Source organism: Halorubrum xinjiangense, assembly GCF_049604745.1.
In the GTDB taxonomy this organism is placed as follows: domain Archaea; phylum Halobacteriota; class Halobacteria; order Halobacteriales; family Haloferacaceae; genus Halorubrum; species Halorubrum xinjiangense_A.
This window is the reverse complement of record NZ_CP187140.1, coordinates 1092398-1117797: the sequence shown is the minus strand read 5'-3', so window position 1 is coordinate 1117797 and position 25400 is coordinate 1092398. Positions and strand designations below refer to the sequence as shown.

General features: G+C 55.2%; 26 protein-coding genes and 4 pseudogenes. 19 read left to right on the top strand and 11 right to left on the bottom strand.

Features of this window, described 5'->3' with window-relative positions; translation table 11 throughout:
• Positions 1-69: 69 nt before the first annotated feature.
• The 6 genes from ACOZ35_RS06625 to ACOZ35_RS06600 all read left to right on the top strand — a co-directional run bounded on the left by ACOZ35_RS06625 (position 70) and on the right by ACOZ35_RS06600 (position 3502).
• Positions 70-849: a transcriptional regulator TbsP domain-containing protein gene (locus ACOZ35_RS06625; RefSeq protein ID WP_424015628.1), complete on the top strand. Its 780-nt coding sequence runs from the start codon at positions 70-72 to the stop codon at positions 847-849.
• A 167-nt stretch (positions 850-1016) separates the two neighbouring features.
• On the top strand, positions 1017-1298 hold the full coding sequence (locus ACOZ35_RS06620) for a helix-turn-helix transcriptional regulator (RefSeq protein WP_007344317.1): 282 nt from the start codon (positions 1017-1019) through the stop codon (positions 1296-1298).
• A gap of 157 nt (positions 1299-1455) precedes the next feature.
• A complete protein-coding gene (locus ACOZ35_RS06615) occupies positions 1456-1758 on the top strand; it encodes an AbrB/MazE/SpoVT family DNA-binding domain-containing protein (protein ID WP_424015627.1) in 303 nt (100 codons plus the stop codon).
• A complete protein-coding gene (locus ACOZ35_RS06610; protein WP_424015626.1) occupies positions 1758-2177 on the top strand; it encodes a PIN domain-containing protein in 420 nt (139 codons plus the stop codon). The genes ACOZ35_RS06615 and ACOZ35_RS06610 overlap by 1 nt, the downstream gene beginning before the upstream one ends.
• Before the next feature lie 109 nt (positions 2178-2286).
• The gene (locus ACOZ35_RS06605; protein ID WP_209486724.1) at positions 2287-3066 is read left to right on the top strand and encodes a ParA family protein; all 780 of its coding nucleotides are present in this window, start codon (positions 2287-2289) and stop codon (positions 3064-3066) included.
• The gene (locus ACOZ35_RS06600) at positions 3059-3502 is read left to right on the top strand and encodes a hypothetical protein (RefSeq protein ID WP_424015625.1); all 444 of its coding nucleotides are present in this window, start codon (positions 3059-3061) and stop codon (positions 3500-3502) included. Before ACOZ35_RS06605 ends, ACOZ35_RS06600 begins: the two co-directional genes overlap by 8 nt.
• A 230-nt stretch (positions 3503-3732) precedes the next feature.
• Here ACOZ35_RS06600 and ACOZ35_RS06595 read toward each other — a convergent pair whose 3' ends face one another.
• From ACOZ35_RS06595 to dps, 4 genes are all read right to left on the bottom strand, one after another.
• Entirely contained in the window at positions 3733-4056 is a 324-nt protein-coding gene (locus tag ACOZ35_RS06595) for a hypothetical protein (RefSeq protein ID WP_082222577.1), read from the bottom strand.
• A gap of 256 nt (positions 4057-4312) precedes the next feature.
• The gene (locus ACOZ35_RS06590) at positions 4313-4687 is read right to left on the bottom strand and encodes a RidA family protein (RefSeq protein ID WP_424015624.1); all 375 of its coding nucleotides are present in this window, start codon (positions 4685-4687) and stop codon (positions 4313-4315) included.
• Between the two features lies 1 nt (position 4688).
• A complete protein-coding gene (locus ACOZ35_RS06585; protein ID WP_007344274.1) occupies positions 4689-5072 on the bottom strand; it encodes a 2Fe-2S iron-sulfur cluster-binding protein in 384 nt (127 codons plus the stop codon).
• Positions 5073-5107: 35 nt separating this feature from the next.
• On the bottom strand, positions 5108-5767 hold the full coding sequence (gene dps, locus ACOZ35_RS06580) for a DNA protection during starvation protein (protein WP_007344273.1): 660 nt from the start codon (positions 5765-5767) through the stop codon (positions 5108-5110).
• A 126-nt stretch (positions 5768-5893) separates the two neighbouring features.
• On the opposite strand from dps, the gene ACOZ35_RS06575 reads away from it, so the two are divergent.
• The 3 genes from ACOZ35_RS06575 to ACOZ35_RS06565 all read left to right on the top strand — a co-directional run bounded on the left by ACOZ35_RS06575 (position 5894) and on the right by ACOZ35_RS06565 (position 9301).
• Entirely contained in the window at positions 5894-6643 is a 750-nt protein-coding gene (locus tag ACOZ35_RS06575) for a helix-turn-helix domain-containing protein (RefSeq protein WP_007344272.1), read from the top strand.
• A 215-nt stretch (positions 6644-6858) separates the two neighbouring features.
• Positions 6859-8307 carry a cytochrome ubiquinol oxidase subunit I gene (locus tag ACOZ35_RS06570; RefSeq protein ID WP_007344271.1) on the top strand — a complete coding sequence of 483 codons (1449 nt, stop codon included), beginning with the start codon at positions 6859-6861 and terminating at the stop codon, positions 8305-8307.
• On the top strand, positions 8300-9301 hold the full coding sequence (locus ACOZ35_RS06565; RefSeq protein WP_007344270.1) for a cytochrome d ubiquinol oxidase subunit II: 1002 nt from the start codon (positions 8300-8302) through the stop codon (positions 9299-9301). The genes ACOZ35_RS06570 and ACOZ35_RS06565 overlap by 8 nt, the downstream gene beginning before the upstream one ends.
• 119 nt (positions 9302-9420) lie before the next feature.
• Here ACOZ35_RS06565 and ACOZ35_RS06560 read toward each other — a convergent pair.
• Both ACOZ35_RS06560 and ACOZ35_RS06555 read right to left on the bottom strand, forming a co-directional pair.
• Positions 9421-9579: pseudogene (locus tag ACOZ35_RS06560) on the bottom strand (RNA-guided endonuclease TnpB family protein); the annotation flags it as partial.
• A 46-nt stretch (positions 9580-9625) separates the two neighbouring features.
• The gene (locus tag ACOZ35_RS06555) at positions 9626-10033 is read right to left on the bottom strand and encodes a DUF7475 family protein (RefSeq protein WP_049908314.1); all 408 of its coding nucleotides are present in this window, start codon (positions 10031-10033) and stop codon (positions 9626-9628) included.
• A 54-nt stretch (positions 10034-10087) separates the two neighbouring features.
• Between ACOZ35_RS06555 and ACOZ35_RS06550 the strand changes: the two are divergent.
• The 4 genes and pseudogenes from ACOZ35_RS06550 to ACOZ35_RS06535 all read left to right on the top strand — a co-directional run.
• Positions 10088-10477 (top strand): annotated as a pseudogene (locus ACOZ35_RS06550) (transposase); the annotation flags it as partial.
• Positions 10478-11007: 530 nt separating this feature from the next.
• Positions 11008-11169, top strand: a complete 162-nt coding sequence (locus ACOZ35_RS06545; protein ID WP_424015623.1) for a hypothetical protein — start codon at positions 11008-11010, stop codon at positions 11167-11169.
• Positions 11170-11261: 92 nt separating this feature from the next.
• The gene (locus ACOZ35_RS06540; protein ID WP_424015622.1) at positions 11262-11891 is read left to right on the top strand and encodes a DUF7718 family protein; all 630 of its coding nucleotides are present in this window, start codon (positions 11262-11264) and stop codon (positions 11889-11891) included.
• Between the two features lie 211 nt (positions 11892-12102).
• A pseudogene (locus ACOZ35_RS06535) lies at positions 12103-12249 on the top strand (type II toxin-antitoxin system HicB family antitoxin); the annotation flags it as partial.
• A gap of 1339 nt (positions 12250-13588) precedes the next feature.
• On the opposite strand, the gene ACOZ35_RS06530 reads toward ACOZ35_RS06535, so the two are convergent.
• On the bottom strand, positions 13589-14146 hold the full coding sequence (locus tag ACOZ35_RS06530; RefSeq protein ID WP_424015621.1) for an HNH endonuclease: 558 nt from the start codon (positions 14144-14146) through the stop codon (positions 13589-13591).
• A 438-nt stretch (positions 14147-14584) separates the two neighbouring features.
• Between ACOZ35_RS06530 and ACOZ35_RS06525 the strand changes: the two genes are divergently transcribed.
• Positions 14585-14941: a MarR family transcriptional regulator gene (locus tag ACOZ35_RS06525; protein ID WP_424015620.1), complete on the top strand. Its 357-nt coding sequence runs from the start codon at positions 14585-14587 to the stop codon at positions 14939-14941.
• A gap of 373 nt (positions 14942-15314) precedes the next feature.
• On the opposite strand, the gene ACOZ35_RS06520 is transcribed toward ACOZ35_RS06525, so the two are convergent.
• From ACOZ35_RS06520 to ACOZ35_RS06510, 3 genes are read right to left on the bottom strand one after another with little or no spacing between them, the layout of a single operon-like run.
• Positions 15315-16556: a phage integrase SAM-like domain-containing protein gene (locus ACOZ35_RS06520; RefSeq protein ID WP_424015619.1), complete on the bottom strand. Its 1242-nt coding sequence runs from the start codon at positions 16554-16556 to the stop codon at positions 15315-15317.
• Between the two features lie 22 nt (positions 16557-16578).
• A complete protein-coding gene (locus tag ACOZ35_RS06515; RefSeq protein ID WP_424015618.1) occupies positions 16579-17106 on the bottom strand; it encodes a hypothetical protein in 528 nt (175 codons plus the stop codon).
• A complete protein-coding gene (locus ACOZ35_RS06510; protein ID WP_424015617.1) occupies positions 17103-17639 on the bottom strand; it encodes a helix-turn-helix domain-containing protein in 537 nt (178 codons plus the stop codon). The genes ACOZ35_RS06515 and ACOZ35_RS06510 overlap by 4 nt, the downstream gene beginning before the upstream one ends.
• Positions 17640-18964: 1325 nt before the next feature.
• Between ACOZ35_RS06510 and ACOZ35_RS06505 the strand changes: the two genes are divergently transcribed.
• Positions 18965-19795 (top strand): IS5 family transposase, encoded by an 831-nt coding sequence (locus ACOZ35_RS06505; protein WP_424015616.1) that lies wholly within the window; start codon positions 18965-18967, stop codon positions 19793-19795.
• Between the two features lie 340 nt (positions 19796-20135).
• On the opposite strand, the gene ACOZ35_RS06500 is transcribed toward ACOZ35_RS06505, so the two are convergent.
• The gene (locus tag ACOZ35_RS06500; protein ID WP_424016042.1) at positions 20136-21416 is read right to left on the bottom strand and encodes a Cdc6/Cdc18 family protein; all 1281 of its coding nucleotides are present in this window, start codon (positions 21414-21416) and stop codon (positions 20136-20138) included.
• Between the two features lie 838 nt (positions 21417-22254).
• Here ACOZ35_RS06500 and ACOZ35_RS06495 point away from each other — a divergent pair.
• The 4 genes and pseudogenes from ACOZ35_RS06495 to ACOZ35_RS06480 all read left to right on the top strand — a co-directional run bounded on the left by ACOZ35_RS06495 (position 22255) and on the right by ACOZ35_RS06480 (position 25355).
• The gene (locus ACOZ35_RS06495; protein WP_424015615.1) at positions 22255-23232 is read left to right on the top strand and encodes a hypothetical protein; all 978 of its coding nucleotides are present in this window, start codon (positions 22255-22257) and stop codon (positions 23230-23232) included.
• 119 nt (positions 23233-23351) lie between these two features.
• Positions 23352-23645 (top strand): hypothetical protein, encoded by a 294-nt coding sequence (locus ACOZ35_RS06490; protein WP_424015614.1) that lies wholly within the window; start codon positions 23352-23354, stop codon positions 23643-23645.
• Between the two features lie 101 nt (positions 23646-23746).
• Positions 23747-24163, top strand: a pseudogene (locus ACOZ35_RS06485) (TRAM domain-containing protein); the annotation flags it as partial.
• 46 nt (positions 24164-24209) lie between these two features.
• Positions 24210-25355: an ISH3 family transposase gene (locus ACOZ35_RS06480; protein ID WP_424013255.1), complete on the top strand. Its 1146-nt coding sequence runs from the start codon at positions 24210-24212 to the stop codon at positions 25353-25355.
• Positions 25356-25400 lie beyond the last annotated feature (45 nt).

Below are 25400 nucleotides of genomic sequence, written 5' to 3'. Positions count from 1 at the left end.
GCAACCGGCAAACTAGTCCAATCCTCAGATACCATATCTATTAAGTACATATCGATGAAATTACAGAACATGGTCAAACAACATATTTTCACACAGATGATTTCCGAACAAGACGAGCCAGCACTGTATATCAATCCCCGCTCTGAACAAATCGCAGCCTTCGCAGAGGAAGCAGTAACGGTTGAGGACCAATCCAAGGTCCGGCTGCTCGCAGACACAGGTGAAATCAAAGACGCCTTCTACAGTTTCCTCACAGCATCAAAAATCGCCGAACTGATCCGCCGAGATCAACTTAGCCTCCGAACACTTAGAGAGCCAGTCCAGAATACCATCTTCACAACCGAATCTGAGACTGTAGTCCCTGTGATGGACAAGCACAGTATCTCGAGTTCAGATCCCGAGCTGGTCTCATCAGTCTACGGTGAGTTCGACTCCAGATTCGAGGCTGCCGAGCAGTATCACCTCCGGACACCTGCCCTCTCAGTAGTGAAACAGACGCTCCGAGAAGAGATCGGCGACGATATCGCAGCCGAGCTCGACGAAGTCCTCGCACACGCTGAAGAAATTTCCAACAGCAACGAATACCTCAGTATCGTCGAGATCATGCTTATCCTCGCAGCCCGCAACGAGGTCCTCCTCTACGACATCTCGAAATGGGGAGAGGATACAGGTATCGCTTCGAAAGCAACCTTCTCACGGGCCAAATCAGCACTCGAAGATGCTGGCCTCATCGAGACTGAAAAAGTCCCACTAGACATCGGTCGCCCCCGACTTCGGCTTATCGCAACCGACGAGCTCGCGACAGCAAACCTGAAAACACTCTCCACCGAGATTCGGTCTTCGCTGTAGCATCCCCCCCACGATAGCTACCGACTATCGAGACGAGAATACGGTACTTCTCCGACTCAAGCGTGAGATGAAGCAGTCAAAATCACTGTATAGGGTGTGAAACGTATTCTATAACACGCAGTCACCAGATCAATAGTATTTCAAAACTCGAATGAGTAAATTGCGACATGTACGATCTCACTGGCTTTCAGCGCGATCTGCTGTACGTAGTTGCCGGACTTGATGACCCCCACGGACTCGCGATCAAAGACGAGCTTGAGGACTACTACGAAAAGGAAATCCATCATGGTCGGCTCTATCCCAACCTCGACACGCTCGTTGAGAAGGGACTCATCGAAAAAAGTCAGCGGGACCGACGGACCAACGAGTACAGCACTACTCGCCGGGGCACTAGAGAGATCGAAGCTCGGACTGAATGGGAAGCCGAATATATTGACCACGACGGGTAATCGAACCGCTGCGTTCGAGGACTGTTTGACTCTAGTATTTCGCGTCCCTCAAAAGCCGAACCACACTTCGAACTCGACCTAAACACCCGATAGAGGAGCAACAACTGTTTGTCAATAAGAAGAACATTTAATTATGATCGAGATATAATTATGAACTATGAACAAGACAGAACAGTCAAATAACTCTGAAAAAGAGATTGTCGCCGTCACTAAGCACGGCCAGGCGACCATCCCAAAACGGTTCCGCGAGAAGCTCGGGATCGAAGCGCCTGGGAAGGTGTTGTTCCGGGAAACCGAAGATGGAGAGGTGATCGTTGAACAGGTCCGCTCACCGAGCGAGATGCGCGGCTTTGCCGCCCGTAGCGAAGCGAGTACGGACAAGCCTGCGTCCGAGATCCTCAAAGAGAAACGCGACCAGGACCGGAAAGAACGTGACTCGCAGTTCTCAACTGAAGAGTAATGTCGGCTCCTGACCGCGTTGTCTTCGACGCCGAGCCACTGATTGCACACGCCGACGATGAACCAGGCAGCGAGGTTGTAGAAGAGTATCTCGACGCGGTCGCAGTCGAGGACACCGTCGGCTACGCCAGCTACGTGAATCTCGCTGAGATCCGGTACACAATCGCCCGAAAGTACGACCGCGACACAGCCGACGAGTATCTCGACTGGCTGACTGATCTCGGTATCAAAACGGTAGATGTCGGCGATACTTGGACGGACGCCTCGGAGTATACGCTTAAGTATAATCCTGCGCTTGGCGACTCGTTCGCGCTGGCAACGGCTGAACATGTCGACGCGACGCTCTTAGTTGGCGGTGACGACGATTATGACGATGTCTCTGATATCCCGATCGAACGGTTCCGCGACGGTTCCGCGTAGGTACCCGTTCGAAGATCTGACTTGTCTGTGACCCCCAACATTCTATGAGTGTCTGACGCACTCTTATGCCTCTCCGATATCTTTGCTCTCTTTGAGGACAAAGACACGTATGAGACTCGGAGTTACCAACCAGAAAGGCGGTGCCGGGAAGACAACCACGACACTGAACGTCGCCGGCGCACTAAACCAGCGCGGCCATGATGTTCTTGTCATCGACCTCGACCCACAGGGACATGCCACTGAGGGGCTCGGCTTCGAGGATCTGTACGACGATCCAGATCGTGACTCGCTGTTCGACGTCCTCCCTGATCTCGACCGGATGGGCGACCTCGAGCAGCTAGCCGTCGAGCACCAAGAGGTCGACGTCGTTCCCAGTCACGAGCGGATGATCAACGCCGAGGATGAGCTCGCGAACGTGATGAAGCGTGAGGAGCGCCTTGACATGCTTTTCAACGAGAGCGACGCCGATCAGCGCTGGGACTACATCCTCGTTGACTGTCCCCCGAACCTCGGTGTGCTCACCGACAACGCAATCGTCGCGACGGGGAACGTCCTGATCCCCGCGCAGGCGAAGTCGACGAGCATCCGCGCAATCGAGCTCCTGTTCAAGCAGTTGCGGTCGATCGAGTCCGCATTCGGCGATGTCGACGAGGTTGGACTCGTCGCGAACGAGGTCGGCGTCGACGGCGAGGCCGAGGAGATGATGGAGTGGTTCAAAGACATCTTTGAGGACAGAGAGAACTGTGAGGTCTTTGAGATCAGAAAGCGCGTCGCGCTACAACGGGCGTGGAACGCCGGCGTCTCCATCTTCGAACACGAGGAGGACTGCGACATGGAAGAGGTGTACCTCGATGTCGCTGAGCACTTGGAGGACTATGCTGATGACTGACAGTGATGAGAAGCGCGATCGGAACCCTTGGGACGACCGCTACGACCACGATGACGACAATCATGACGATGCCGTCCCCGAAGACGACCTGTCGACCTCAGAGACAGAAGAGACATCAAACACAGCAAATACATCAAAGGACTCAAAGACCTCAAAGAGACCAGAAACCACAAAGATGTCAAAGAGCAAAATGAACGCAGAGAGCGAGAAGAACAGAGAGAGCAGCGGGACTGTCCGAGAGCGAAAGAACGTGAACATGTACCTCCCAGAGACGCTTGTTGACGACCTACAACTACGCTACTCGGAACTGAACGTCAAGTGGCGACGACAACACGGCGAGGACATGCCGAAGAACGAGGAGTTCTACCCGGCGGCAGTTCGGGCAGCGCTGGGAGAGTCGTCTATCGAGGAAGAGCTCGGCCTTGAGAAGTCATAACCTCGGAGGATGTGTTTGATGCGTGCCTTCTATTTTCTACTCAAATATGTGGAATAATATACTCACTCTAGCTTCGCTTTCTATTTTTCAGGCTCTGTTGAAATCCTAAGGAGCTGATAGGATTGGTGTGCGAGATACAGAGCGTGTAGTCAGCACAAGAACTGCGTATTTTCTCAAAAGATTCCAGAATCAGCCGATAGAATGTGCTTGTATACCTAAAACACGCGTGCTTACCGAACTTGCTGCCAAGATGGATTCACTTCGAGTTTTTGAATAGCTGGTTTGAGTTCCGATTGAATCGCCCCGTAAAATCGTTCTCGACCGACAGGAGTCCGGATACAGATAATGGCTGTTTCACTGGTAATCTCGAAAATCGACAGCCGCCACTGATTATTCTGATGAGTCCATTTACCAAGAATCGCTGCTTGTTCGTCCTGAACGGTGGAGTTGCCCAACTCCCAACTCTGCCGGGTTAGATGAGACAAGTCGAATGGTACCACATCAGGTAACGTGGCAGGGCTCCCACTTTTACCTCGGTTGTTACGGGCTGCCATAGCACGATATTTCGAATTGTTCATCAAAAATGTGTCTATCTTGGCGACTGGGACGAGACCGCCATTCGGGGCGATTATCCGAGAACTGCTCATTACGAAACAGAGCGCGCAGCCATACAGTACGAAGAAACCGCTCTATATGTTACGCTGATACAGACAGGGCTACGTGACCGGTATGCGCTCTATATTCAGCACAGCTGCAAAAACATATCACCTGCTGAGGATTTCAACAGAGCCGTTTAGTTGTAATAGGACCTCATTTACATACACCAGTAGCCTCAATTTGAACTGTAGCATCGTTCGGCAACTGCTCGACGCCAACGAAGGTCCGTGACGGCCGTTGACCCTCAAAGAATTCGTCGTACGCCTGCGTAACTGCCTCTAATTGGCTCATGTCAGTCAGGTATACTGTGGTTCGCATTAGTTCCTGACGACTGACGCCAGCTTCAGCAGCGACAGTGCGAACGCGTTCAAGCGCCTTGAGTGTCTGTGTTCGGACACCCTGATCTAACACTGTCTCTTTGCTAGGCACTTGACCATCGAAACATACCAGTTGTAAACCGCGATTTCGAACACTGTACGGAGTTGTTAACGAACTATCTCGTTCTTTTCGGGTTATGTTTTCGGACATGTTAGTCACTTAGCTTCGAGTTTCCTGGGGGTTTGTTATTGGCTGCTCGAAATTCGAGGAACTCATCGTACTGCTCAACAACAAGTGTCGAGTCCGCCCGCGGCTTCGCAGTACAGATGAGTACGTAGCCTGCCTCCCGGTCTTCAGTATCGTACCGACGCGCGTTTGGATGGACAACGTCGCCGTCAACCAAACGAGCAGCACAGGTGATACACCAACCTTGTTGACAGTCAGCTGTGAGCCACACACCCGCCGAACGCGCGGCCGCCAGAATCGTCTCGTTCTCACTGACCGCAAATTCGTGTGTTTCGCCGGCTTCGTCCAGCGACGACTCCTCGGGAACGACGATCGTGACGGTCCACGTATCGTCCGACGACTGTGTCATAAATGAGGGGGAGAGTGGAGGCCGTTGTTACTCGCTCAGGCGGAGTCGTTGAACGGGTTGTTCTTCGTGTATGGCGCGTCGCCCGGTTCGCCGCGCGCGAAGTGCCCGGCCGGGTTGATCTCGTCGTCGCGCTCCTTGCTCAGCAGCTCGATGAACCAGGCCTCGTGGTCCATCTCCTCGTTGAGGATCCGCTGGGCCATGTCGTAGGTTCGCGGATCGGCCCCACGGGTCATATCACAGATCTCGCTCCAAGTGCGAATCGCACACCGTTCCGCTTCGAGCAGTACCTCGAGGATGTCTTCCACCGCGAGGTCCTCGGTGTCGAAGCCGCCGCTGTCGTCCATCGGTGTCGGTACCTCGGCGTCGGGACAGGAGGCCCGGTCGGCGAAGTCCCTGATGTCGTTCGGCAGCGACCCCTCGAGTTCGTACACCCGGGGGACGACGAGCTCGAAGTGGGCCCGGTCTTCGAGACGGGCGTCCTCGGTGATCTCCTTGTAGTCCTCCTCCCCGGCGAGGTGCATCCGGAGGTTCGTGTAGTAATAGTAGGTCGTGAACTCCGCGCCGATCGCGTCGATCAGCTTCTCTCGGAGCTCCTCGGGGTCGACGCCTCGTTCGCGAATGACCTCGGCGCCGACTCGCTTGCTCGTGTCGCCCGGTTCCACGGAACCGCTGCCGTGTTCTTTCTCGTTTGCCATCGCATCTCTACATACCCCGGTAACAGTAATCAGAATTGCTTTGGCAATAGATGAAATTTGATGTTAAAAGAATGAAACAGCAGTAAAAACAATTCTTTTGTATATCTACTATTTAGCAATAGATGAATGAACGGTGAGCCTGAACCCGCCCAAGAGACACGTGAGTTTGAGTTTGTCCTCCAGTTCGAGTCAGGAGCCGATGAGTTGATGGATGTGTTCCGACAATACGAGAGCCTCTCGTTGTGGTCGTCCGCGATCTTCGTGAATGACAGCTATATGTGGCGGCTCGACTACGCGAAGGGGACGAGCGAAGCGCTGGACGCGTTCGATGAGGTGTTTCTTAACGAAACCCGCTGTAACGAGTGTTTCGACGTCGTAGATTGTGATACGGACCGGTCATATTGCGTCCTAGATCGGCAAGAGACCAGCCGAACTATCTACACACTTCGCCGGGAAATTGACAGCTGTCATTCACTTCCGCATATCGTACTCGATCATATTCAGACAGGAACCATATTCGAATCCCGCCGAGTCGGTGACGAGTACCGGTGGCGCATTCTCTTTCCTGGTAATTCTCCTATTGGAGACATCTACGATACACTGGAAGCACAGCTTCGGGAGGGCGTGTCGCTTTCGGTGTCGCATATCACTACTGGCAGCGACTGGAAGGCGACCGAACGCCTCGCAACGGACTTCTCGCCAGAACACTGGGAAGTGCTGAAGGCGGCGGTCAAGCACGGCTACTACGAACGGCCGAGACAAGTTTCTGTCTCCGATCTTGCGTCGATACTTGATGAACCCCGTTCTACGGTTCAATATCGACTACGAACCGCAGAGGATCGTATCGTGTCGGAATTTGTCGAGCGAACACTGTGAACGGTGCTGGCTACGAGCGGTAGATATCACGATTGCTGAAAAGCCCCAGCATCGAGGATATGAAACGGTGTTCTGAGCTCCGCCTCCGGCGCTACCCGTGACCGTCTCGTATTGACTACAGAAGCTACGGCTCTGTGGATATAAACCACCGTAGTACAGTCCTCGAACGGGGGAATTATACAACTTCTCTTTTATTTCCGTGATCAAATATACCTATGTTCTCGACGGTGCTTCCCGACGTCTTGATTCAGGGATGGGCGCTACAGCTCTCGCCGGAGCTTGCGAGCCGTGCGCAGTTCGGCTGGACGATCAGCGTTCACATAATTTTCGCCTCGCTCTCGGTCGGGTTAGCGCCGTTCATCGTCTACTTCACTTGGAAGGACGTTCGGACCGACGACGAGCGGTTCACACGGCTGCGATCATTCTGGGTAAAGGTGTTCGCCGCCGGATTCGTCATGGGAACGGTCACTGGCATCCCGATGAGCTTCCAGTTCGGGACGAACTTCCCGCAGTTCGCCGAGGTGGCTGGAGAGCTGATCGGTGGGCCGCTCGCATTCGAAGCGAAGATGGCGTTCTTCCTTGAGGCTGTTTTCCTCGGGGTATTGCTGTTCGGTCAGGAACGCGTCAGCGATCGGACCTACATTCTCTCGTCGGTACTGGTGGGAGTCGGGGCTTGGCTGTCGGCCTTCTGGATCCTGATCGTCAACGCTTGGATGCAGACTCCACAGGGCTTCGAGATGATCACGCGTAACGGTATGGAGGTCGCAAAGCTAACCGACCCGCTGGCTGCGTTCTTCACGCCCCGGATGCCGTGGATGTATGTACACATGGTCAATGCGTCGGTTATTTCTGTCGCGCTGCTGGTCGCCGGGGTCTCGGCGTACATCGTCTGGAAGAAGCGCGATGCCGCTGCGTGGAACACTGCGTTGAAACTCGCGGTTATCATCCTGCTCGTCACCGCTCCTCTGCAGGCAGTCCATGGTGACGCGTATGGGCGTCACGTCGCAGATACACAGCCACAGAAGTTCGCAGCCATGGAAGCTCACTACGATACCGGCACGGCGGACTTACACCTGCTCGCGTTCCCAAAGAGCATTGACGCAATCACCGATCCGAAAGCCGAGAACCTCTTTACTGTGAGTCTTCCGGGGGTCGGGTCGTTCCTCGCTACCGGTGGTGACTTTGACGCCGAAGTGCTTGGATTAAACGAGTATGAGGAGAACCCGCCCGTAGCGATAGTGTTCTGGTCGTTCCGGTTCATGGTCGGACTCGGATTCCTGTTCATCGGGCTGGCACTATGGGGCGGGTATCTCATCTACAACGGACGCCTCTCGGAGAGCAGTCGATTCCTGAAGACGATGATCGCTGCGTCGCCGCTCGGCTACGCGGCGCTTCTCACGGGGTGGTACGTCACCGAGATCGGCCGACAACCGTGGGTCATTCAGGGCGAACTCAGAACTAGTGAGGCCGTTTCCTCGACATTGAGCGGAACCGAAGCGACTCTGACGCTCGTCGGCTTCGTCGTTATCTATATCGGATTGATCTTGGTAGCCCTTCATGTGCTGCGGTGGCTGGTCGAAGACGAGCTCAGTGAGCTCGGAGTGAGGGCATCGGACGACGATCGCTGGTACGGTCCGGTCCCGAAGGTGAGCGACGATGACTGAGCTGGTGTTGCTCGTCGACGCGTATCTTGTCGACGCGCTCCCCGAGATCTGGTTCGGTGCCGTCATGTTTGCGCTGGCGATGTACATAATCCTCGACGGGTTCGACTTCGGAATCGGGATGCTGTACGCGACTCGCAACAACGAACACGAGAAGGAGACATTCTTGACGGCGTTCGGTCCGGTTTGGGACGCAAACGAGGTATGGGTTGTCGCCTTCGGAACGATGCTGCTAGCGGCGTTCCCGCCGGTGTACTCACGAGTCTTGGCGGACCACTACCTGCTCGCGATTGGGTTCGTGCTCGCGCTGCTGTTCCGCGGGCTCGGCCCAGAAATGCGCGAACAGCGCGACGACGAGCGCTGGAAGCGGTACTGGGATTTCTCCTTTATCGGAGGGAGCTTTCTCGCGCCGCTGCTGTTCGGTACTCTCGCTGGTCGGTGGATCTTTGACGCGCCGACACTATCGCTGCCGGCACTGCTGACTGGTGTCGGCCTGGTGACCGTCTCGGTCGCCACCGGGGCAGCCTTTCTGACAGCTAAAACCAGACCACGGCTAGCGTCCGACCTGCGCACGTACGGAATCATTGCGACGCTGGCGTACTTGATCGGAGTTATAGCTCTGCTGACAACTGTTGTCGTAACTGATGCCGGAGGTGCTGCCGAAACAGTTCTTTCACTTCCCGTAGGTGCGATTGTCGTCTTGTCGGTTGTTGCGGGAGGAGGGGGAAGTGTTCTTGCCCTGCGCGGCGAGTACCGTGCTTGGCTGGTGAGCGCACTCGGGCTTCCTGCGCTGTTGAGCCTGCTGGTCGCGCTCCTGCTGTATCCGAATATCTATCCGCCAACTGGCTTGACGGTTCGAGAAGCGGTTGTCTCACCGTTAGCGCTGAATCTCGTGACGATTCTCGGATTTCCGGCGCTTCTCCTTGTACTGTGGTACTTCAAATTCCTCTATGGCGTGTTTAGCGGTCCGATCGAGGGTGAGGGATACAAAAATTGAACGTGGATACCACCGCGTTGGCACCAACGTTCTTTTTGACATCTGTTCGGACGTGGACCGTTGCGACGGTAAGCTAGATACAGACCTGCTAGGTGGGTGGGTCGGTGAACTACCCCATCCTACTCGCTCACGGTGTTAGCCGTTTGCTCCTTGAGGGTGGGGCTTCCTGTTTCCACGGCGCGCTTTACAGACACAACGGTGTCCACAGGGAGCGCAGTCTCCACAGGCGTTGATTCGGAGTGAACCACTCCTACGTATTCAAGACCGGGAAAAAGAATTATCCCAACGCGGTCGGGGATTCTCTCCTTCAGGGCGGGGAGGATGTCAATTGCTTGTGCTGCTATACAAGTAAACCGACGCGATCACAAGGAAAGCTTCCGCAACTTTCGTGACGGTGACAATTGGGTTAATCGCCCCGTTCATGTAGAACGCTTCGACCCCCCAACCTTGGAACGGGAACAGCGCGAGAATCGTCACTAATGAGTACACTGCAGCCGCGAGGAAAAACGAGCGTCGCCAGAACCGGGTGAAATACAGTGCTGCTCCGCCGAGGAAACCCAGTCCGTTGAGTACGAAGAGGACCGCCAGCACAACGCTCATCTCAATAGCCCGTGTCGTCGCCACGAGATGAATGATCCCCGTAATGAAAGCCAAAAGAACCGCCACATACCCCACTGATTCCGACGGCCACTGAATAATACTGTTCGACTCTGTTGTATGGTTTGTACCCATAAGCACAATATTATTTGGACATATAAAACGCCACACCGTTATATAGGAACCTGGGAATCGGCCTCTGTCCACGTTGAGGCGGGCTCGCATCCAATGCGGCTCCTGTACGTACCGTCGACGAGTGGAGAGGGAACGGCCGTCTTCGCGACGAATCTCCGAGTCGGTCCCGAGGAAGCCGAGACGTTCTGTCAGCGCTACAGCCGCCGGTGGCAGATCGAGAGTGAGTACAAATCGATCAAGGGCGACTTTCTCGCCAAGACCTCCTCGAAAGATTACCGTGTTCGCCTATTCTACTTCGTGTTCGCGGTCCTCTTGTACAATATCTGGCGGCTCACCGATTTCCTGCTGAAAGCAGGTGTCGACGGAGAGATGGACTACGCACCCGTGTTGACTGCGGGTGAGTGTGTTGAGCTCGTTGCCTCGGCGTTGATCCCGCACGACTAATCGGTTGAGCTCTCGCTGGGTCCGCCGCTCAAGAGTGACAACCGTATTCAGCAGCGCCAAAATCCACGCAATTTCGTACGCTCGTCCGGTAGTTCGAGAGTAGGGATTCAAAATCGATCCCCGACTGCTGAGAATCACCACGACTTGATGGCGATTCGATCTAAAACTAGCCTATCCTCCGAAACTGTGGAGAGCGAAAAATAGCGATTCCGTATTGCGACATACACTATACAAACAGACGAAATGAGGTGTCTCCCGCAAACACTCCACTATCGAAGTGTATCTTCGGCGGTCTGACCCCCTGATTCAGGACGACAAGAACGGCTTCTCGCAGGTGTAAGCGTGGTGGATACTGGGTTTCCGGTGAGGGTATGGTCAGATTCCGGGATTAGAGAGCCTATCTCGAACACTGACCCCATCACCCTTACTGTCCTGCGGTTTCAGTCTTAACCAACAGCCGGCAGTTCTACCACCGATCGTTGGTTAAGATTGAGCAGAGTGGCTTTCCCGGAGCATACGGATCGGTGTGTATGGGCGATATCTTCCGCGTCAACTGCCCGGGCTGTGGAGAGGAGAAGGGCCCGATCACGACGCATCCCGGCACCATCGGCATCCACTGCTCGTGCGGGATCACCGCAACCGTCGACATCGGTGCGCAAGAAATCGATGAATGGTGGGAGCGGGAGAACTGACCTATTGTAACTCTAGCGAGGCCCGGATGGTGCCCCGACCTCGAGGGCAAAAGCGAAAGCGACACCGTACCGGGTGATGATGGACCAGACGAATGAGTGCCCCGTCGCTCCCGACCGGCTACGACGTCTCCAAGCACGTCCCAGCTGGCCGTCGTGACTGTCTGCTCACAGTCGGGTTCGACCAGCACCAGCAACACATCCCGCGCTTCCTCGTTCAGCTTCACTATCGCGTCGCGACCGACCCGATCGAGTGGACGGCAATCGCCCGGATGGACCACAACGAGACGTCGACACTCGGGCATGACGTGTACCACGAGGGGCTCCACGTCGATGTCGCCCGCCACTCGCAGCCGACTGTCCACCTCCAACTCGCGCATGCGCCGCTGCCGAGAAGTCGAGGATCAGTCATCCGCGGCTGTGCCGATTACCTCAAACGCGAGGCCGAGTACTTCGTCGATGTCTTCGAAGAACGTCGATCGCCGGGGCGCCCACCGTCGTGGTCGGATGGTGGCGAACCGACACCCACGTTTATACCTTCGCGCCGGGTAGAAGGAGACATGAGCCGTGAAGCCCCGGCCGACGCCGACATGGTCTCGGACGAGGAGCTCACCGAGCTGCTCGCCGATGCTGAGGGGACGACGCCCGAGGAGATCGAGCGCGGTGCTGCCGAACTCGAGATCGCGCCGCCTGAAGAGGCGGCCGTCGTCGACGTCGACGAGTAGCACTACTATTTCGAGGTTTCTTCAGTACCACTGAGCAACGGCTACAGCTGGATCCACCGACTGGCGGTTCTATCCTCGGAAACAATCCAGATCGGCTAGATATTGGTCACCGTTGACAGTCGCCTCTTTGGAGATTTCTACTGAGGTTGTTGGCTTAGTGTTGGATATGAGTGTCGTCGGGTTGGATGTCATCAGCTAAGGGAAGAGCCGCCAAAAGGCGCTTGAAAATCTCGACGAGGCACTCGAAGGCTACCATGGCGAATGTGACGTCACAAGGGATACCGAGCCTCGTGAGGCGGAGATCGATCCTGAGCGCAATACGTCCGGCTCTCTCGACGATTCAGAGGTCTTCGAGTAGTTGCTCCAGCTGTCGTATGCGCCATTTTCCGGGAGAGGTGTCGTGAAAGTACTGGTCCACAACAGGAACCACAAGTGGCAGCGGACACAGAGATCACGCGAGCCTTCGTAGAGAACCACCAGAATATCACGACGGTAAGACTCGAACTGTACCTGTCCCACTCAACGGTGAAATCAGCGAGGGAACGCTTCAGGAGATCGCCGGCCAAGCGGGCGCAAAAGATTATCAAGAATTCAAACGCTGGATCGATGACGCCGTCAGTACGCTAGGAACTGTCGACATCCAGATAGAGAGCTGCTCATCATGAGGTACTGTGGAACTCACCTAGACGGAGTGGCCACGTTTGTCTGAGCTGTACAAAGCCGGTGAACGCTTGAGATGAGAGTATAAGATGTGAAAGACGCCCTCAGCGGTCGCGAGCGACCGCCGGGCAGTCGTGGACGGCAATCCGTTCTGGGAGGCCAGTCGCTCCACAGACAGGACACTCCACGAGCGGCGTCGGCGGAAGGTGCTGGCACTGCTCGCGGGCTGCCTCGAGATGTGCGCGGACGACGGGCGACTCACACCGCGTGATTGCCTGTACAAGATGCATTTCAACCGCTTCGCGGGCCGTCCGTTCGGGCGTGCGCCGATTCCGGCCGGTCATCGCGATCCTTCTGGTCGTCGGGTGGCAATAGTCAAATATCGAGACGACGGTCTGTCGGTGGGCGTTCCCATCATATTATTGAGGCGAGAACGGCCGCTGACCACACCAGAATCACCGCTATCCGGAGTGACCAACGCACCCATCTTTCCCACCTCACCCCACTTGGGAGATACAAATGATCTATCTCAAAGCGATCCAACCATCCACTACCGCCATATCACCATGGGTCAAGCAGGCGAAGACAGCACCGCAACCGCACCGCAGGTCCCGTAGCCAGAAGAAAAAAAAGCGCATTGACGCTGTTGTAACTGGGGTGGTAGCTACAGTGTTGCTCACTATCAACGGGGTTTCCCCATCGATATCCGCCTCGGAGCCGCGCAGTCGGTGGCTCCGAGTGAACCATGTACTCCAGATTCCTTTGGCAGCCGACCCCAGCTCGGGACCACAACTCCCAACCGAAACTGGGAGCCCAAACCACGGTGACGGCCTGATCGCTTCTTAGGCGACCTACATGGGTTGCAACCTTTAACTCACCTCCACCTGCCGCACGCGACAGGTGGCTTCTCCACGCTACCAGGGCATACTTAGCTCGAGATTATCCCTAACCGTATAAGAAGTTTAGCAGTTTTCTAAAATCGACTCTAGTGGGCGTAGAGACCCTCTACCGTGAAAAATAACCGCTAAGATCGGCCGCTACGACGTGGCGGTGCCGTCGTCGTCACAGTCGTCGCCATCATCGTCTTGGGCGGACTCGTCACAATCATCGTCAGTGTGATCATCGGGGATCAGTTCGACATCAGGTGCCTCGAACTCATCTGGATCGAAGTCCTCGCGTTCGTGGACGAGATACTTCACACTCACTGGAACGCCCCCATCGTCGCCGAACTGGTTCACTGCTTCTTCACGAGTCAGGGGTGGTCCCTCGTAGTATTCGTGGTGGTACTCGTTCCACGCATGACGGTGCTCGATCGGGAGCTGTCGATGCCATATCCGGTAGGGCGGCTCATCCACCTTGTGGATGTGGACGTGACAGCTCTGACACAGCGGGATCACGTTCTCGACACGGTGGTCCGTATCGTCGCCGTTGACGTGATGGAAGGAGAGTTTGTCTTGGTTACGCGCTCCAGAATCAGTTTCAAGCCATTCCTCTGGGGTTCGACCGCAAACCACGCATTGCCGGCCCCAACGGTCGAAGACTGCCTGTTCAAGGTGTGTTGGTCGCATTGAGTTGGTGTGGATGGCCGCTCGCATGGCTGGTCGGCTGTACCCGACCCTGACAAGTGTGTGTCTACACCGAGCCGCGAGCGGCAAACTAGTTGGAAATCGAGACGGTCTTATGGGAGCTCTCTCCCAGTCGGGACGCTACGCTATCTCTGTTCACCCCACTCAAATCGGGAGATACAAACGAATCCATCGAGGCGATCGCTAACTCCCGGAAATCATCCACATCACCCCGTAACTCAAGTCGAACTGCTCTCACGCTATGGAGTTTTTACAGCAGACAATTGATCGTTCCCAGCTCAGAGCCGATACAGTTGCGGCAGAGAGCCGATAGGGAGTGTCGATGACGGTGAGCCAGCGTGGGTAGTGAGTGCAGTTGAGTGGAATTGGTATGCCAAAATGAATCATTCAACAGGCAATCTGAGAGGCTGAGATTGATGTAGACACACACGAAACGGACACGCAAGCATGACTGATGATTCGTTTCCGGTCACCCCCGGTTCCAGCGAGTATACGACGCTGGGTTTCCTCGTCGCACGCTGCGGTCGGAGGTTTTCGCCTGACGAGATCGCAGCTCACACCGATATTTCTGCGACGAAGGTGTCGAACGCGGTGGCACAACTCGTCGAATGGGGGCTGGTTCAGCAGGCAGCCACCGACTTCTATGTCGATTCAGACCAAGCTGAAGAGATACGCCAACGGCTCAGGTCTCTAGATGCCGTTGTTCAGCTTTTTGAAACAGCACCGACTGACGACGCCTACGCCGAACCAGGGTGGACAGATGAAGTTCCATCTCTTAGTGCGGGCCAAGATAACCGCTCGTAGCGCCAGTTGCTAAACGACTGGCTACCCTCCACCGCGAGGAGTTCTTACTGTGATTCCAGTGAAACCACCCCTCCTATTCTACGTGATTCTACAACAGGAACCGAGAGGTAACATACTGTGAGATTCGTGCTCTGCATCTCGCACAGCACTACTGACAAGCACCGAATGAGCAACCTGCAAATTACCAGCGGGCAGTTATTGGAGGGATAGCTGGGTATATTGCGTACTCGATGACGTCAAAATGGGGTGCCGCAGGTTACGCTGCCGCGGTTCTGACTCCGATGATCCGGCAGATGCTCAAAAACGAGTAGCCCTCGGTTGGCCATCCACCCTGTCTTTCTGAAAACAAAATGTACTGAGAATGGGGCCACGATTATGTGAGACTATCAATCTCTTCTAGTGCTTCCGTGGCCACATCACCGAGTTCACCGGCCTCGATGTGAGAGTACCGCTCTCGTACCATCTCTTCGGAGTTATCGAGATACCGGGCCGCCACCGTGTACCCAAACGCGCGGACAAGTACCTCGCCCATCCCACGACGGCCACCGTGCGGAGCAAGATAATCGTGTTTCGGATGGTCGATATCGATCTCTGCGGTCTCAGAGAGCCGTTGGAGAATCGACCGTGCGCCGTCCGTCGTGATCGACGGCGGCCGAATGCCTTCATCAAGCGCTAGCAGGAGGTCGCGGGCGTATTCGTCTCGGCACTCAGTAATCGTTTCTGGGCGTTCCCCTCGGTCGGCGAGCTCTTCCTCGACGAGCCCTGCGAGCGTCCGTTGGTCGAACGTCGGAAAGACCGGCCAGCGGTCCGTCGGTGGGTCCATCAGCTGGCGGTAGCTCCGGAGCGGCGAGATCACCGGGTCGGGAAGGCTGGCGGCGTCCCACTGCTGTTTCTTCCGGTAGACGTCCATACTCCCGTCGTCGAGCGACAGATCCTCCCAGCGGACGCCACGCCGGCGAGGGTCGTTCGGATCCCGGAGCAGTTCCCCGACACGAACGGCCGTGTACGCGAGGACGAACACCAAAGCCCGGTCACGAGTCGCCTTCAGCGCCGCGTAGCGTGCTCGCTGCTTGTCGATGGGGTCAGTATCCCCCGGGAGTGTCGTGTACGCCTCGACGGCGTCGCGGGCCCGTTCGTCGACGTGGCGGGTGAGGGCGTGGCGCTGTTCGGACGTCCAGGCCTGCTGGTCGCCTGGCTTGCGGCCATCGTCTGCCGGCAGCGGCGCCATCGCGCTTGCGCGCTGCGCGTAGTGTGCTTCGAGATACCCCTCATTGACGCACCAGCCACACCACGCAGAGATATAGCGATAATAGGTTTGGACGGTGTTCTGTTTGAGGCCACGGTCGCCAGCGAGATGTCGGGCGTACTCCCGGAAGACACGTCCGTCGAGGTCCTCGAAGGTGGGGTCGCGGTCGGCGTCGTCGGAGACGATCCCGGTCCAGTCATCGTTACCGCGGTCGCCGGCAGCCCATTCGGCGAACCGCTCGAGCTCACGCGCAGCGTTTCGTCGATAGTTCCCGCCGTCGCCGCTGCGGCCTTTCCCCTTGTCCTGGAGGTAACGTTCGAAGCTGTCGTCAAGAGCGTATTCAGACTGGGAAGACCGATCGTCGATCATCGGTCTTCACCTCGTTGCCGTGTTACCGGAATTCGTCGGCTGTGATCGTTTCGAGATATTCGACGCTGACGTACCGAAAGTCGATACGGTCGCTGAAGCCATGTTGCGGAAGAAGCGTCTGGGCGGCTCCTCCTGCGGGTTTGTCGGTCGTTAAGAGCACAACGTGATCGGCCCGTCCAGTGTCGAGTAGTTGGGCAGCAAGCCCGACGAGTGCCGTATCCGCTTTCTCGATGCTGTCCTCGTCGCGGTCGGTCTCGCTGGCGATGAACCGACGCGTTTCGTCCATTACCGTCGAGACGAGTGGATTGGCGTAGTCGAGCTCGTCGGCAACAACGATCCAGCCTTCTTCGAATCCATCGGGATAGGGTATGTTTCCGGAGGGGTATTCGTCTGCAACAGGATCGCCTCCGAGTTCCTCGTACACGCGCTGTGGGATCCGTAGCGAGACATCGGCCTGTCGGAGAGCTCGACGAAGCCGTTGAAATTTGTTGTTGTCCGGTCCACCACACCGAACGAAGACGCCAGTATCGGCGATATAGACCGTTGTCATGTAGCCGCGTCGGCGTACTCGGTGGCAACTGGCTCCAGCGCTTGGAGGATAATCTCGGCTTCAAGCGGAGAAAGGTCAAGTTCTCGGGCTGTGATTCGATGGTTGACCGTCCCGTCGACGTACTCGTAGGCATATTCAAGCGCGACAGCAAGGCCGTCGAGGCCATGGCGCTCAATGTAGACATCGATGTCTGTGTCCTTCTCGCGGCGGGCAACAGCGGCGATAAGTGCTGGCGTGATTGTTTGGGTCTCGCCGTCGGCCGAAAGCGTGAGGGCGATTGACTCAGCATCGTATTCGTACGGGCGCTGCTCGCGAGTTTTCTGTACTAATCCCGCTGTTTCGAGGTTCTGGACGTAGTCGTAGGCAGTTCCCTGCGGGATCTCGAGTTCGTCGACGATCTCGGAAACAGTGGTGGGGCCGTGCTGCAAGATGTAGGCGTAGATGCGGGCGAGTGCGGGAGTTTCGAGAAGGTCGGCCACCGTCTGGAGCTGCTGAATGGGTGGCTGGCCCGATTGGGGAGGTGATTGCGCCATCTTGATTATGAATTATGGATAATTCATGATAAGGCTTCCGGCGACAGATTGGAGTTCGCAACAGATCCGAGACAGGCTGGGGGACAGCCGCTAGTAGCGTCTCTACCCCGGGGGAAGCGTCTTTCTGAGCCGATTGTACCATTCGTGCTTCACCGACGGCGTCGGGGTACTTCAAAGTGGGCGTGATTATTGCGCTAATTCCTCCCACTCGGTAGCACGACAAACCCGCAACGAGCGTTTTTCGGTTTCGTTCACACGATGTCCGATATCAATTCCTTATGTAACATATAGACAACACCGGGAAGCAAGAGTTACATAAGGAATTACGACGGTGTTGAGCAGCTACTATAGCCACCCGATTTCGGCGGGTGATCAGCTGTCTTGCTCTTTATCAATACCTCTAGAACACTCGTCACAGTCGACATCGACCGTGGCGGCTCTGTTAAAACCCTCAGATTCTGATAGTTTGGAGAGGGTATGCTGGATACACAGCGCGTATCTTGTACAGAATCATCCCGCAATTTGATCAAAGTGGATCGGTCAGTACAGGGAATACACGTATTGGTCAGTACGACGAAAGAATTATAGCCATATTAAATACTTACTAAGTATGGAACGCAGACGACTCAAGACTGTTATTGGGATAGCAATGTTGGGAATGGGACTGGTACAGGCGTCTCTCTATGCCGTGCAAAGCGAATGGTTACCTACGGGTTTAGGTATATTCTTCTCGCTACTTGGGATTGTGTATCTATGGGCCGAGGTCTACTCTACTGCACAGTAGGCAGGCATATTCTATCGGCTGATTCAGGATTTATTTGAGGAAAATAACGCAGTTCTCGTGCTGACTACAACCTCTGTATCTCGCACACCAATCCTATCAGCTCCTTAGGATTTCAACAGAATCAGTGAAGTTGTAGCCAATTATTTGCCTCCCACCGATGATTTCCACTCAAGCATGACCGGAATCGTGATCCTCCCCGCTGGTCGCGACGACGCGTTTGAGGACTACAAACAGTTCATCCGAGATGGGCACCCAATTGAGGATATTGAGTCTTATCTTATCTCAATAACGAGGACCTCGAACTATTTCGGACGACATCTGACGACGATCTCGTCCACGTCTGGGGTACCTCAGTGGACGTGACATGGCAAAACGTCGGATATGGCCTTAATTTTACACTCGTCAGGGACACGTTTCTCTTGGGCGACAATCTGGTCTCACACTACGGAGTCAATGCTTCCAATGGCTGTGTTGAATCGCCATACGAAGGCGAGGTAGGCCGCTAAATCAAAGGAGTTGAAGCGGGAGAGTTCCGTTGACCATGACGCAAATCTCCCGCTTCATCGGGGAGGTTGTACCGGTTGCTCAAAGAGTTACTGGCGATGGAGGCGAATCCGCCGCCCCGGAAGGTGGCGGCGGATTCGCCGACTACGCACTCGTTTCCCTTCACTGTCTGCGGATTTACCTCGATTCGTCGTACCGCATGACGATCGACCTGCTCAAAGAGATGCCACAAATAACCGGGGAGATCGGCCTCAACGCGGCCGATCTCCCTGCGCCGTCCACGTTGTGTAAGGCGTTCGACCGGATAAGCATGAGCGTCTGTCGAGTGCTGCTGCGCCAGTCGGCGCAGCTGCACGATCTCTCTGAACACGCCGCGATCGACGCCACGTTCTACGACCGCTCACCAGCGAGCCGCCACTACTGCCAGCGAATCAGCTACCGCGTTCAGAAGTTGAAAGTCACAAAACTCGTCGATACAGCGTCGCAAGCCGTCCTTGACGTTCACTGCTCAACGAACCGGGAGGGAAGTGACGCCGATCTTGCTGAGCAGATCGCCCGCCGGAATGCGGGCGATCTGCGGTCTCTCGCGGCCGATAAAGGCTACGACAAGCAATCGCTCCGCGAAGGATTACGCGATCTCGGGATCAGACCGCTGATCAAGCACCGCATCTTCGCTCCGTACGACCACGCACACAACGCCAGAATCGACGATAATTGCTACAATCAGCGCTCTATGACCGAAACTGTGAACTCGGCTGTGAAGCGCTCGCTCGGCTTCGCCGTGCGAGCGCGGTCATGGTTTCGTGAGTTCCGCGAGATCGCGCTGATGTGTGTCGTTTATAACATCAAACGCTTCGTCAAACAGTGAATCTCTCCGCCTTACAGCGATTCAACACGGCCCTTCCAATCGTCATGGTCGGTAAGAAGAGTGCGGGTCGTATGGGTGTGCTGGGAGTGACCAGTACGCCACGGATCTTCCGACTGCTGAGACGTAGTTAATCGCCAATCTGTGCCGTGATAGAAGTGAGAGTAGATCAACGACTGCCAGGACAGGGGGTCGATCGTCTCCGCCCTCACACACTCCGGCGTTTCGAGTGTTTCAAGCTATACGCCGGTATCGATCGACGCTGAGAGCCAGCAGATCTCACACACCATCTGTTCAATAGAGTTAGTCGAGTTAGCGTTGAACCAGTCAAAAGAGATCTGTATCAAAACTTGTCGAGAGTCATGTCTCCATCAATCCGGTCAAACAACTCTTGTAGGCGACTATCTCCTTGGAGTACATCACGCACGATGTCTGCACGAATTGAGAACTCGTACTCATAGTAACTCCCACCTTTCGGGCCTTTGTTTTGCTCGCGAACGTCAAGAAATCCTTTCAGCGTCAACTGGGACAAGCGGTTATGAATAGTGCGGTCGGTACGGACATCCGCGTCAATACGCTTTGCAGCCAACACATACCGCTCGTAGATCCGATTTCGCTTAGCTGGGAGCGCACTCTCCTGCTCGAGCAACAATAGTCCGTACAGTGTTAATTTTGACTGTGTGGGGAGTCGTCCTAGTTCCTCTCGCACTTTATCCCGCTCAACTGCTTCATCCGCACGACGAACATGCTCCTCAGTGATACAGTCACTTTCCTCGTCACGCGCCATATCACCGGCCTTGTACAACAGCTTGAGCGCTTGCCGGGCGCTCCCAGAATCTTGCGCCGCGAACGCTGCACATAACGGGATCACATCATCTTCAAGAATATCTGATGATAACTCGAACGCTCCATTATCAAGTTGCGATGCAGTCGTATCGTGGAATGCTTCGGATGCTCGTTGCTTCAAGATGTTCCCGAGTTCATTCGCATCATATGGTGGAAAATGAATCTCCTCGTCGCACAGGGAGTCTTTCACCCGTGCAGAAAGGTTATCTCGGAATGTGAAATCGTTCGAGATCCCGATAACCCCGACAGACGTCTCTCTGACATTCCCATTATCGTTAGCGCGAGGAAGTTTGTATAGGATGTCGTCATCATTTCCGATAGCATCGATCTCGTCTAAAACTACTAGGCAATGCGTAGCGTCGAGTTTTTCGAGTTCCTCGAATAGCATCGTGTATATCATCCCAGATGGATATCCAGTCGGCTTGATCTGCTCCTCCGGCTCTCGAAACTCGTTTATCAGATTCGCAGCTACCTGGTAGCTCGAGTTCAGCGATTTACAATTCAATTCGGCAAAGTGTACATCAACGTCATCTAGATTCTGTTGATCCTCGTCTAGCCGCTCAATAATCATTCGAGATGAGAGCGTCTTTCCCACGCCTGTCTGCCCATATAGAAACAGGTTTTTCGGTGGTGCTCCGTTGATCACGGGTTTCAGAGCCGACTGGTACTGCTTGAGTTCGTTATCTCGCTCGATTAACTGATCAGGCCGATACCCGTCTCGAAGCACTGCTTCATCAGCAAAAATTGTAGAATCGGGTTTGAACCGTTCCAGCCCCATTATTACTCGACTTGTAACCACGGCGTTACTTAAAACCACACCTTCATGAGTGTCATCCGTTTCATCTGTGTACACCATGCCTTCATGAGACATAGATACACCACACAGATACGGTGGTGTTCGCGAACAAAACTAGACAGAGATGACGAACCCCCTCCCCCCACTTTTCACGAGAGTTCCGCGGTAAAGACGGTGGGGGAGGGCCGAGATCACTTCACTAACACGCAAACCTTTATATCACATCGCTCGGAACCATACCCGCACGGCTATTGTAGCGGTTAATTGTGCTGTAGAAGAGTGCTAAGAGAGTACAGACATCGTTTCACTACCTCGTCTCTAACAGCAACTCTCGTGAAAAATGGGGGGAGGGGGATTGTAGACAGTACGACCACGTTGGTATGTTCGTACAGAGAAACGAGAGCTGGAGCAACTCTCGTGAAAAATGGGGGGAGGGGGATTGTAGACAGTACGACCACGTTGGTATGTTCGTACAGAGAAACGAGAGCTGGAGCAACTCTCGTGAAAAGTGGGGTGGGTGGTAGCAGACAATCGTGTGCTTGGTGAACTGTAGGTCTCGATTTTAGTTGTGTGCTGGATATATTCGAGAACTCTCGTGAAAAGTGGGGGGTGGGGTAGTAATCAGGACAGATGGAACTCGCGAAACGACTTCTGTCACCCCACACCCAGACGATACTGGGGACCTTGGAAAGATCCTCTGAGGACAAGTTCGAGCCATTAACCAACAAACTGGCGCTTCTGCTGCTATCTGTTGGTTAATCACGGTGAGCTCAATCACGTACGCCCGTGTGCTTTTGTCTCGCAGTACTGAATCGCCAGTATGTCGTTTCGAGTGACGTGGGACAATCTCCTCGACAACGTGGAGGAACTTCCGGCAGACGCCACACTCCTCACTCCGCTCTCTCGGAAGCCGTTTCACATCACTGATGTCCAGCAACACCGAGTACTGATCGAGTATCAGGCCGACAGTGAGACCGTCCCGCTCCAGAGAGAGCAGTTTGAGACGCTGTTTGAGCGTGTCGTCGATGCGACTGGGTCGTTCGATCTCGATCGCCTCCCACCCGGAGCTGAACCGTATGCCACCGTCATGAGTCTCCATCCGCGATTCACTATCGATGACCGGGACGGCACCCTCTCTGAAAGCGAGACGCCAACAGCGTCGCCACTCGTCGATGCGCACACGGTCGAACACGACGATGGCCCACGAGAAGAGCCCGATATCCCAGTGTACGCAGACGCGCTCCTGTTGATCGACGCGCTCGAGCAGCACGATGTGACGTCACTAACGGAGTTGGACGTGCCGACGCTGGTGAACCTCTATACATTGCTGTCGGATGTCCAGCGCAATGCCAACGATCTTCGACAGGACGTCCGTGGCGTCTTGCTTGACCGTCTCCATCACGATCAACCCGTGAGTGGGCAATACGGGTCCGTTCAACGAGCTGTCCGTCGGAATCGAACACTCAAAGATGACGAAGAAGTCCTTGAGCTACTGGAGACAGAAGGGATCGACCCCGAGCGCGTGCTGACCGTCGACACGAGCAAACTCGACGATGCGCTGGAAGTGACGTCACTCTCTGAATCCGACGTATACGAGATCGAGGAGAGCGAGTATGTACGGAAGGCCGACGTCGACGACGAAATGAAAGAAAGCCGTCTCCAAGGGCTGAAAGATCAGTTAGCTGGAGCCGACGAAGACACAACCGAGCTCCAAGCTGAGATCGAAGAGTTAGAGCAGCGTATCACCGATCTCACCAGTTTTGACTCCGGGACATCATTCCATACTCCTGGTGGGTAGCCGGTACCCACATCCGTACCCGTTGGGAGACGACAGACCGGCCACGGGAATTGGCTAGATACTGTATCCGAACCTTCCCCGAGGCTGGTCTTTATCGGTGTCATGGACGAAGCCATCGTATGAGCGATTCGGCGTCTCCAAGCGCCTCGGTCTCCTTGTCTGGGCCGACCGACATTCCAGCAGTTCTGAATCGGGCTGGCATTGACCACGTCGGTGTTCATGATCAGCGACTACTGGCTATCTATCGCACCGGTATCTTCAATGTGGTAACTGAGACGGAGTCGGTGTCGAATGCGCGCACACTCGAGATCGAATGTTGGGAAGCACCGCTCCCGTCTAGTGGTGATGAGCGATCACCACAGGAGCTTCTTGACGACTTTGCCGCCGTGTTTGAGCGTGGCGATAAGTCCTGAATCGTCTATCGAGTCTCTCGCTCGCAACGACAGTGAACAGTAGAGAGTGACAGGAACACTAGAGTCAAGTTCTCTAGCACGAGTCAAAACATACATAATCTATGGATATTTCTGAGACACTCCAAACGTTGTATACTGCGACTGTTGAGAAAGGCGATGGAATCTACCAGATCACCGTGCCGGAACGCGAAATAACCACCGGGACAATCGCTGAAGATGAGACATACCGTGTTGCGCTCATTTCGACGGCCGCATCGGATGTGGACGACACCGAGACCACTGATTACGAAGATCAGCAGCACGAATACGACGGTCCGCCTGTCGAGGAAGGTGAACAGCAAGACGTTAAAATCGAGAACATCGGTGACCAAGGTGACGGGATCGCGAAAGTTGAGCACGGTTACGTCGTGATCGTTCCCGGAACGAGTGTCGGAGACCGAGTCACCGTCGAGATACAACAGGTGCGTGAGAACGTTGCGTTCGCTGATGTCGTTGATGACACCCTTCGCGGGAAAGTCTCAGTCGATCACATCGGGTTAGAGGAAGTGTCTGCTTTGGGAAGATGTGCAACAACCCGAAGCAGACAGCGAGATAGAGGAAGAGCACCTGCTTAATTTTGTCGTCAACAGTCTTGAAGAGGAGCTTTCGGTAGATCTCGGAGAAGACGTTGAGGTCTCTACGGAGACATTGTACGAGGTCCTCGCCGGCGCCAGCGCCGGCGGGACCTCGATCAATCACGTCTGCGAAACGACTGACGACTCACCACACGCTAATACCGTCCGTGGACATCTCACCGATCAGTTTGAACTGGATTCGGTTGAATCGGTTGGAGACACGCTGCTTCAGCGAGATACGCTTGAGACACTTCCAGATCGACCGGTGGAGGTCTGCGCAGACCTCCACCTCGATCCCTACTACGGTGATGAGGACGAAACCGAGGCTCTGTACTCCTCACAGGCCAAGCGTGGAACAACGACGTTTCACGCCTATGCGACGCTCTACGTACGTGTCCGCAACAAACGATACACGCTGGCGGTTCGCCAGCTTGTCGCTGGCGATACCACCAGCGATGTCCTCGCTGAGTTCCTCGAACTGCTCGACGGCCTTGACCTCGGCGTCAAGGCCGTCTACCTCGATCGTGGATTCTACAACAGTACCTGCCTCGGACTGCTGTCCAAGCACAACTACGCCTACGTCATGCCGATTGTCAAGTGGGGCGAGACGATTCAAGACGAACTCAACAGAGGCTGGAGCCGCGAGATCGAACACGATCTCGCCGGTGAGGTGACGTTCCCCGTGTTCATCGACTGCGTCTACCAGCAGGGACGATACGACGAACACGGGGTGGCGCGTCACGGCTACGCCGCTGACGCGCCGTTCATCGACACACCACGGGATGCCCGAGAACACTACAGCAAGCGCTTCGGCATCGAGTCGAGCTACCGATTAGCTAAGCAGAGCCTCGCTTTCACCAGTTCTCAGGACGCTGGGCTCCGGCTGATGATGTTTGTAGTGAGCCTACTGCTTCAGAACAGCTGGCGATATCTCCACTGGAAGTACGTGGCGGCGCCCCGCCGCGGGGGGCGCCGCCTCTTGCAGTGGTCGTTCACGGAGTTCTGCGAAATGACGCTTCGCGCAGCTTGGACAGCACTTGGTGTGCGTAGGTCTGTTCCAGCGAACCAGTCACTTGACGACCGGTTCTTCCGGTAGCTGTCCACCGGTCCGGACAGCGGTCGTGAGTGGCGACGCCGTCGC

Bases quoted from the DNA above. Each gene is read 5' to 3' on its own strand.
- dps (WP_007344273.1), bottom strand. From the start codon at position 5,767: ATGGCAAACGAGAAAGAACACGGCAGCGGTTCCGTGGAACCGGGCGAC.
- ACOZ35_RS06525 (WP_424015620.1), top strand. From the start codon at position 14,585: ATGACTGATGATTCGTTTCCGGTCACCCCCGGTTCCAGCGAGTATACG.
- ACOZ35_RS06495 (WP_424015615.1), top strand. From the start codon at position 22,255: ATGTCGTTTCGAGTGACGTGGGACAATCTCCTCGACAACGTGGAGGAA.
- ACOZ35_RS06575 (WP_007344272.1), top strand. From the start codon at position 5,894: ATGAACGGTGAGCCTGAACCCGCCCAAGAGACACGTGAGTTTGAGTTT.
- ACOZ35_RS06585 (WP_007344274.1), bottom strand. From the start codon at position 5,072: ATGACACAGTCGTCGGACGATACGTGGACCGTCACGATCGTCGTTCCC.
- ACOZ35_RS06490 (WP_424015614.1), top strand. From the start codon at position 23,352: ATGAGCGATTCGGCGTCTCCAAGCGCCTCGGTCTCCTTGTCTGGGCCG.
- ACOZ35_RS06600 (WP_424015625.1), top strand. From the start codon at position 3,059: ATGACTGACAGTGATGAGAAGCGCGATCGGAACCCTTGGGACGACCGC.
- ACOZ35_RS06555 (WP_049908314.1), bottom strand. From the start codon at position 10,033: ATGGGTACAAACCATACAACAGAGTCGAACAGTATTATTCAGTGGCCG.
- ACOZ35_RS06505 (WP_424015616.1), top strand. From the start codon at position 18,965: ATGACGCAAATCTCCCGCTTCATCGGGGAGGTTGTACCGGTTGCTCAA.
- ACOZ35_RS06590 (WP_424015624.1), bottom strand. From the start codon at position 4,687: ATGTCCGAAAACATAACCCGAAAAGAACGAGATAGTTCGTTAACAACT.
- ACOZ35_RS06540 (WP_424015622.1), top strand. From the start codon at position 11,262: ATGAGTGCCCCGTCGCTCCCGACCGGCTACGACGTCTCCAAGCACGTC.
- ACOZ35_RS06500 (WP_424016042.1), bottom strand. From the start codon at position 21,416: ATGGGGCTGGAACGGTTCAAACCCGATTCTACAATTTTTGCTGATGAA.
- ACOZ35_RS06620 (WP_007344317.1), top strand. From the start codon at position 1,017: ATGTACGATCTCACTGGCTTTCAGCGCGATCTGCTGTACGTAGTTGCC.
- ACOZ35_RS06610 (WP_424015626.1), top strand. From the start codon at position 1,758: ATGTCGGCTCCTGACCGCGTTGTCTTCGACGCCGAGCCACTGATTGCA.
- ACOZ35_RS06510 (WP_424015617.1), bottom strand. From the start codon at position 17,639: ATGGCGCAATCACCTCCCCAATCGGGCCAGCCACCCATTCAGCAGCTC.
- ACOZ35_RS06545 (WP_424015623.1), top strand. From the start codon at position 11,008: ATGGGCGATATCTTCCGCGTCAACTGCCCGGGCTGTGGAGAGGAGAAG.
- ACOZ35_RS06520 (WP_424015619.1), bottom strand. From the start codon at position 16,556: ATGATCGACGATCGGTCTTCCCAGTCTGAATACGCTCTTGACGACAGC.
- ACOZ35_RS06605 (WP_209486724.1), top strand. From the start codon at position 2,287: ATGAGACTCGGAGTTACCAACCAGAAAGGCGGTGCCGGGAAGACAACC.
- ACOZ35_RS06625 (WP_424015628.1), top strand. From the start codon at position 70: ATGGTCAAACAACATATTTTCACACAGATGATTTCCGAACAAGACGAG.
- ACOZ35_RS06570 (WP_007344271.1), top strand. From the start codon at position 6,859: ATGTTCTCGACGGTGCTTCCCGACGTCTTGATTCAGGGATGGGCGCTA.
- ACOZ35_RS06515 (WP_424015618.1), bottom strand. From the start codon at position 17,106: ATGACAACGGTCTATATCGCCGATACTGGCGTCTTCGTTCGGTGTGGT.
- ACOZ35_RS06615 (WP_424015627.1), top strand. From the start codon at position 1,456: ATGAACAAGACAGAACAGTCAAATAACTCTGAAAAAGAGATTGTCGCC.
- ACOZ35_RS06595 (WP_082222577.1), bottom strand. From the start codon at position 4,056: ATGGCAGCCCGTAACAACCGAGGTAAAAGTGGGAGCCCTGCCACGTTA.
- ACOZ35_RS06565 (WP_007344270.1), top strand. From the start codon at position 8,300: ATGACTGAGCTGGTGTTGCTCGTCGACGCGTATCTTGTCGACGCGCTC.
- ACOZ35_RS06530 (WP_424015621.1), bottom strand. From the start codon at position 14,146: ATGCGAGCGGCCATCCACACCAACTCAATGCGACCAACACACCTTGAA.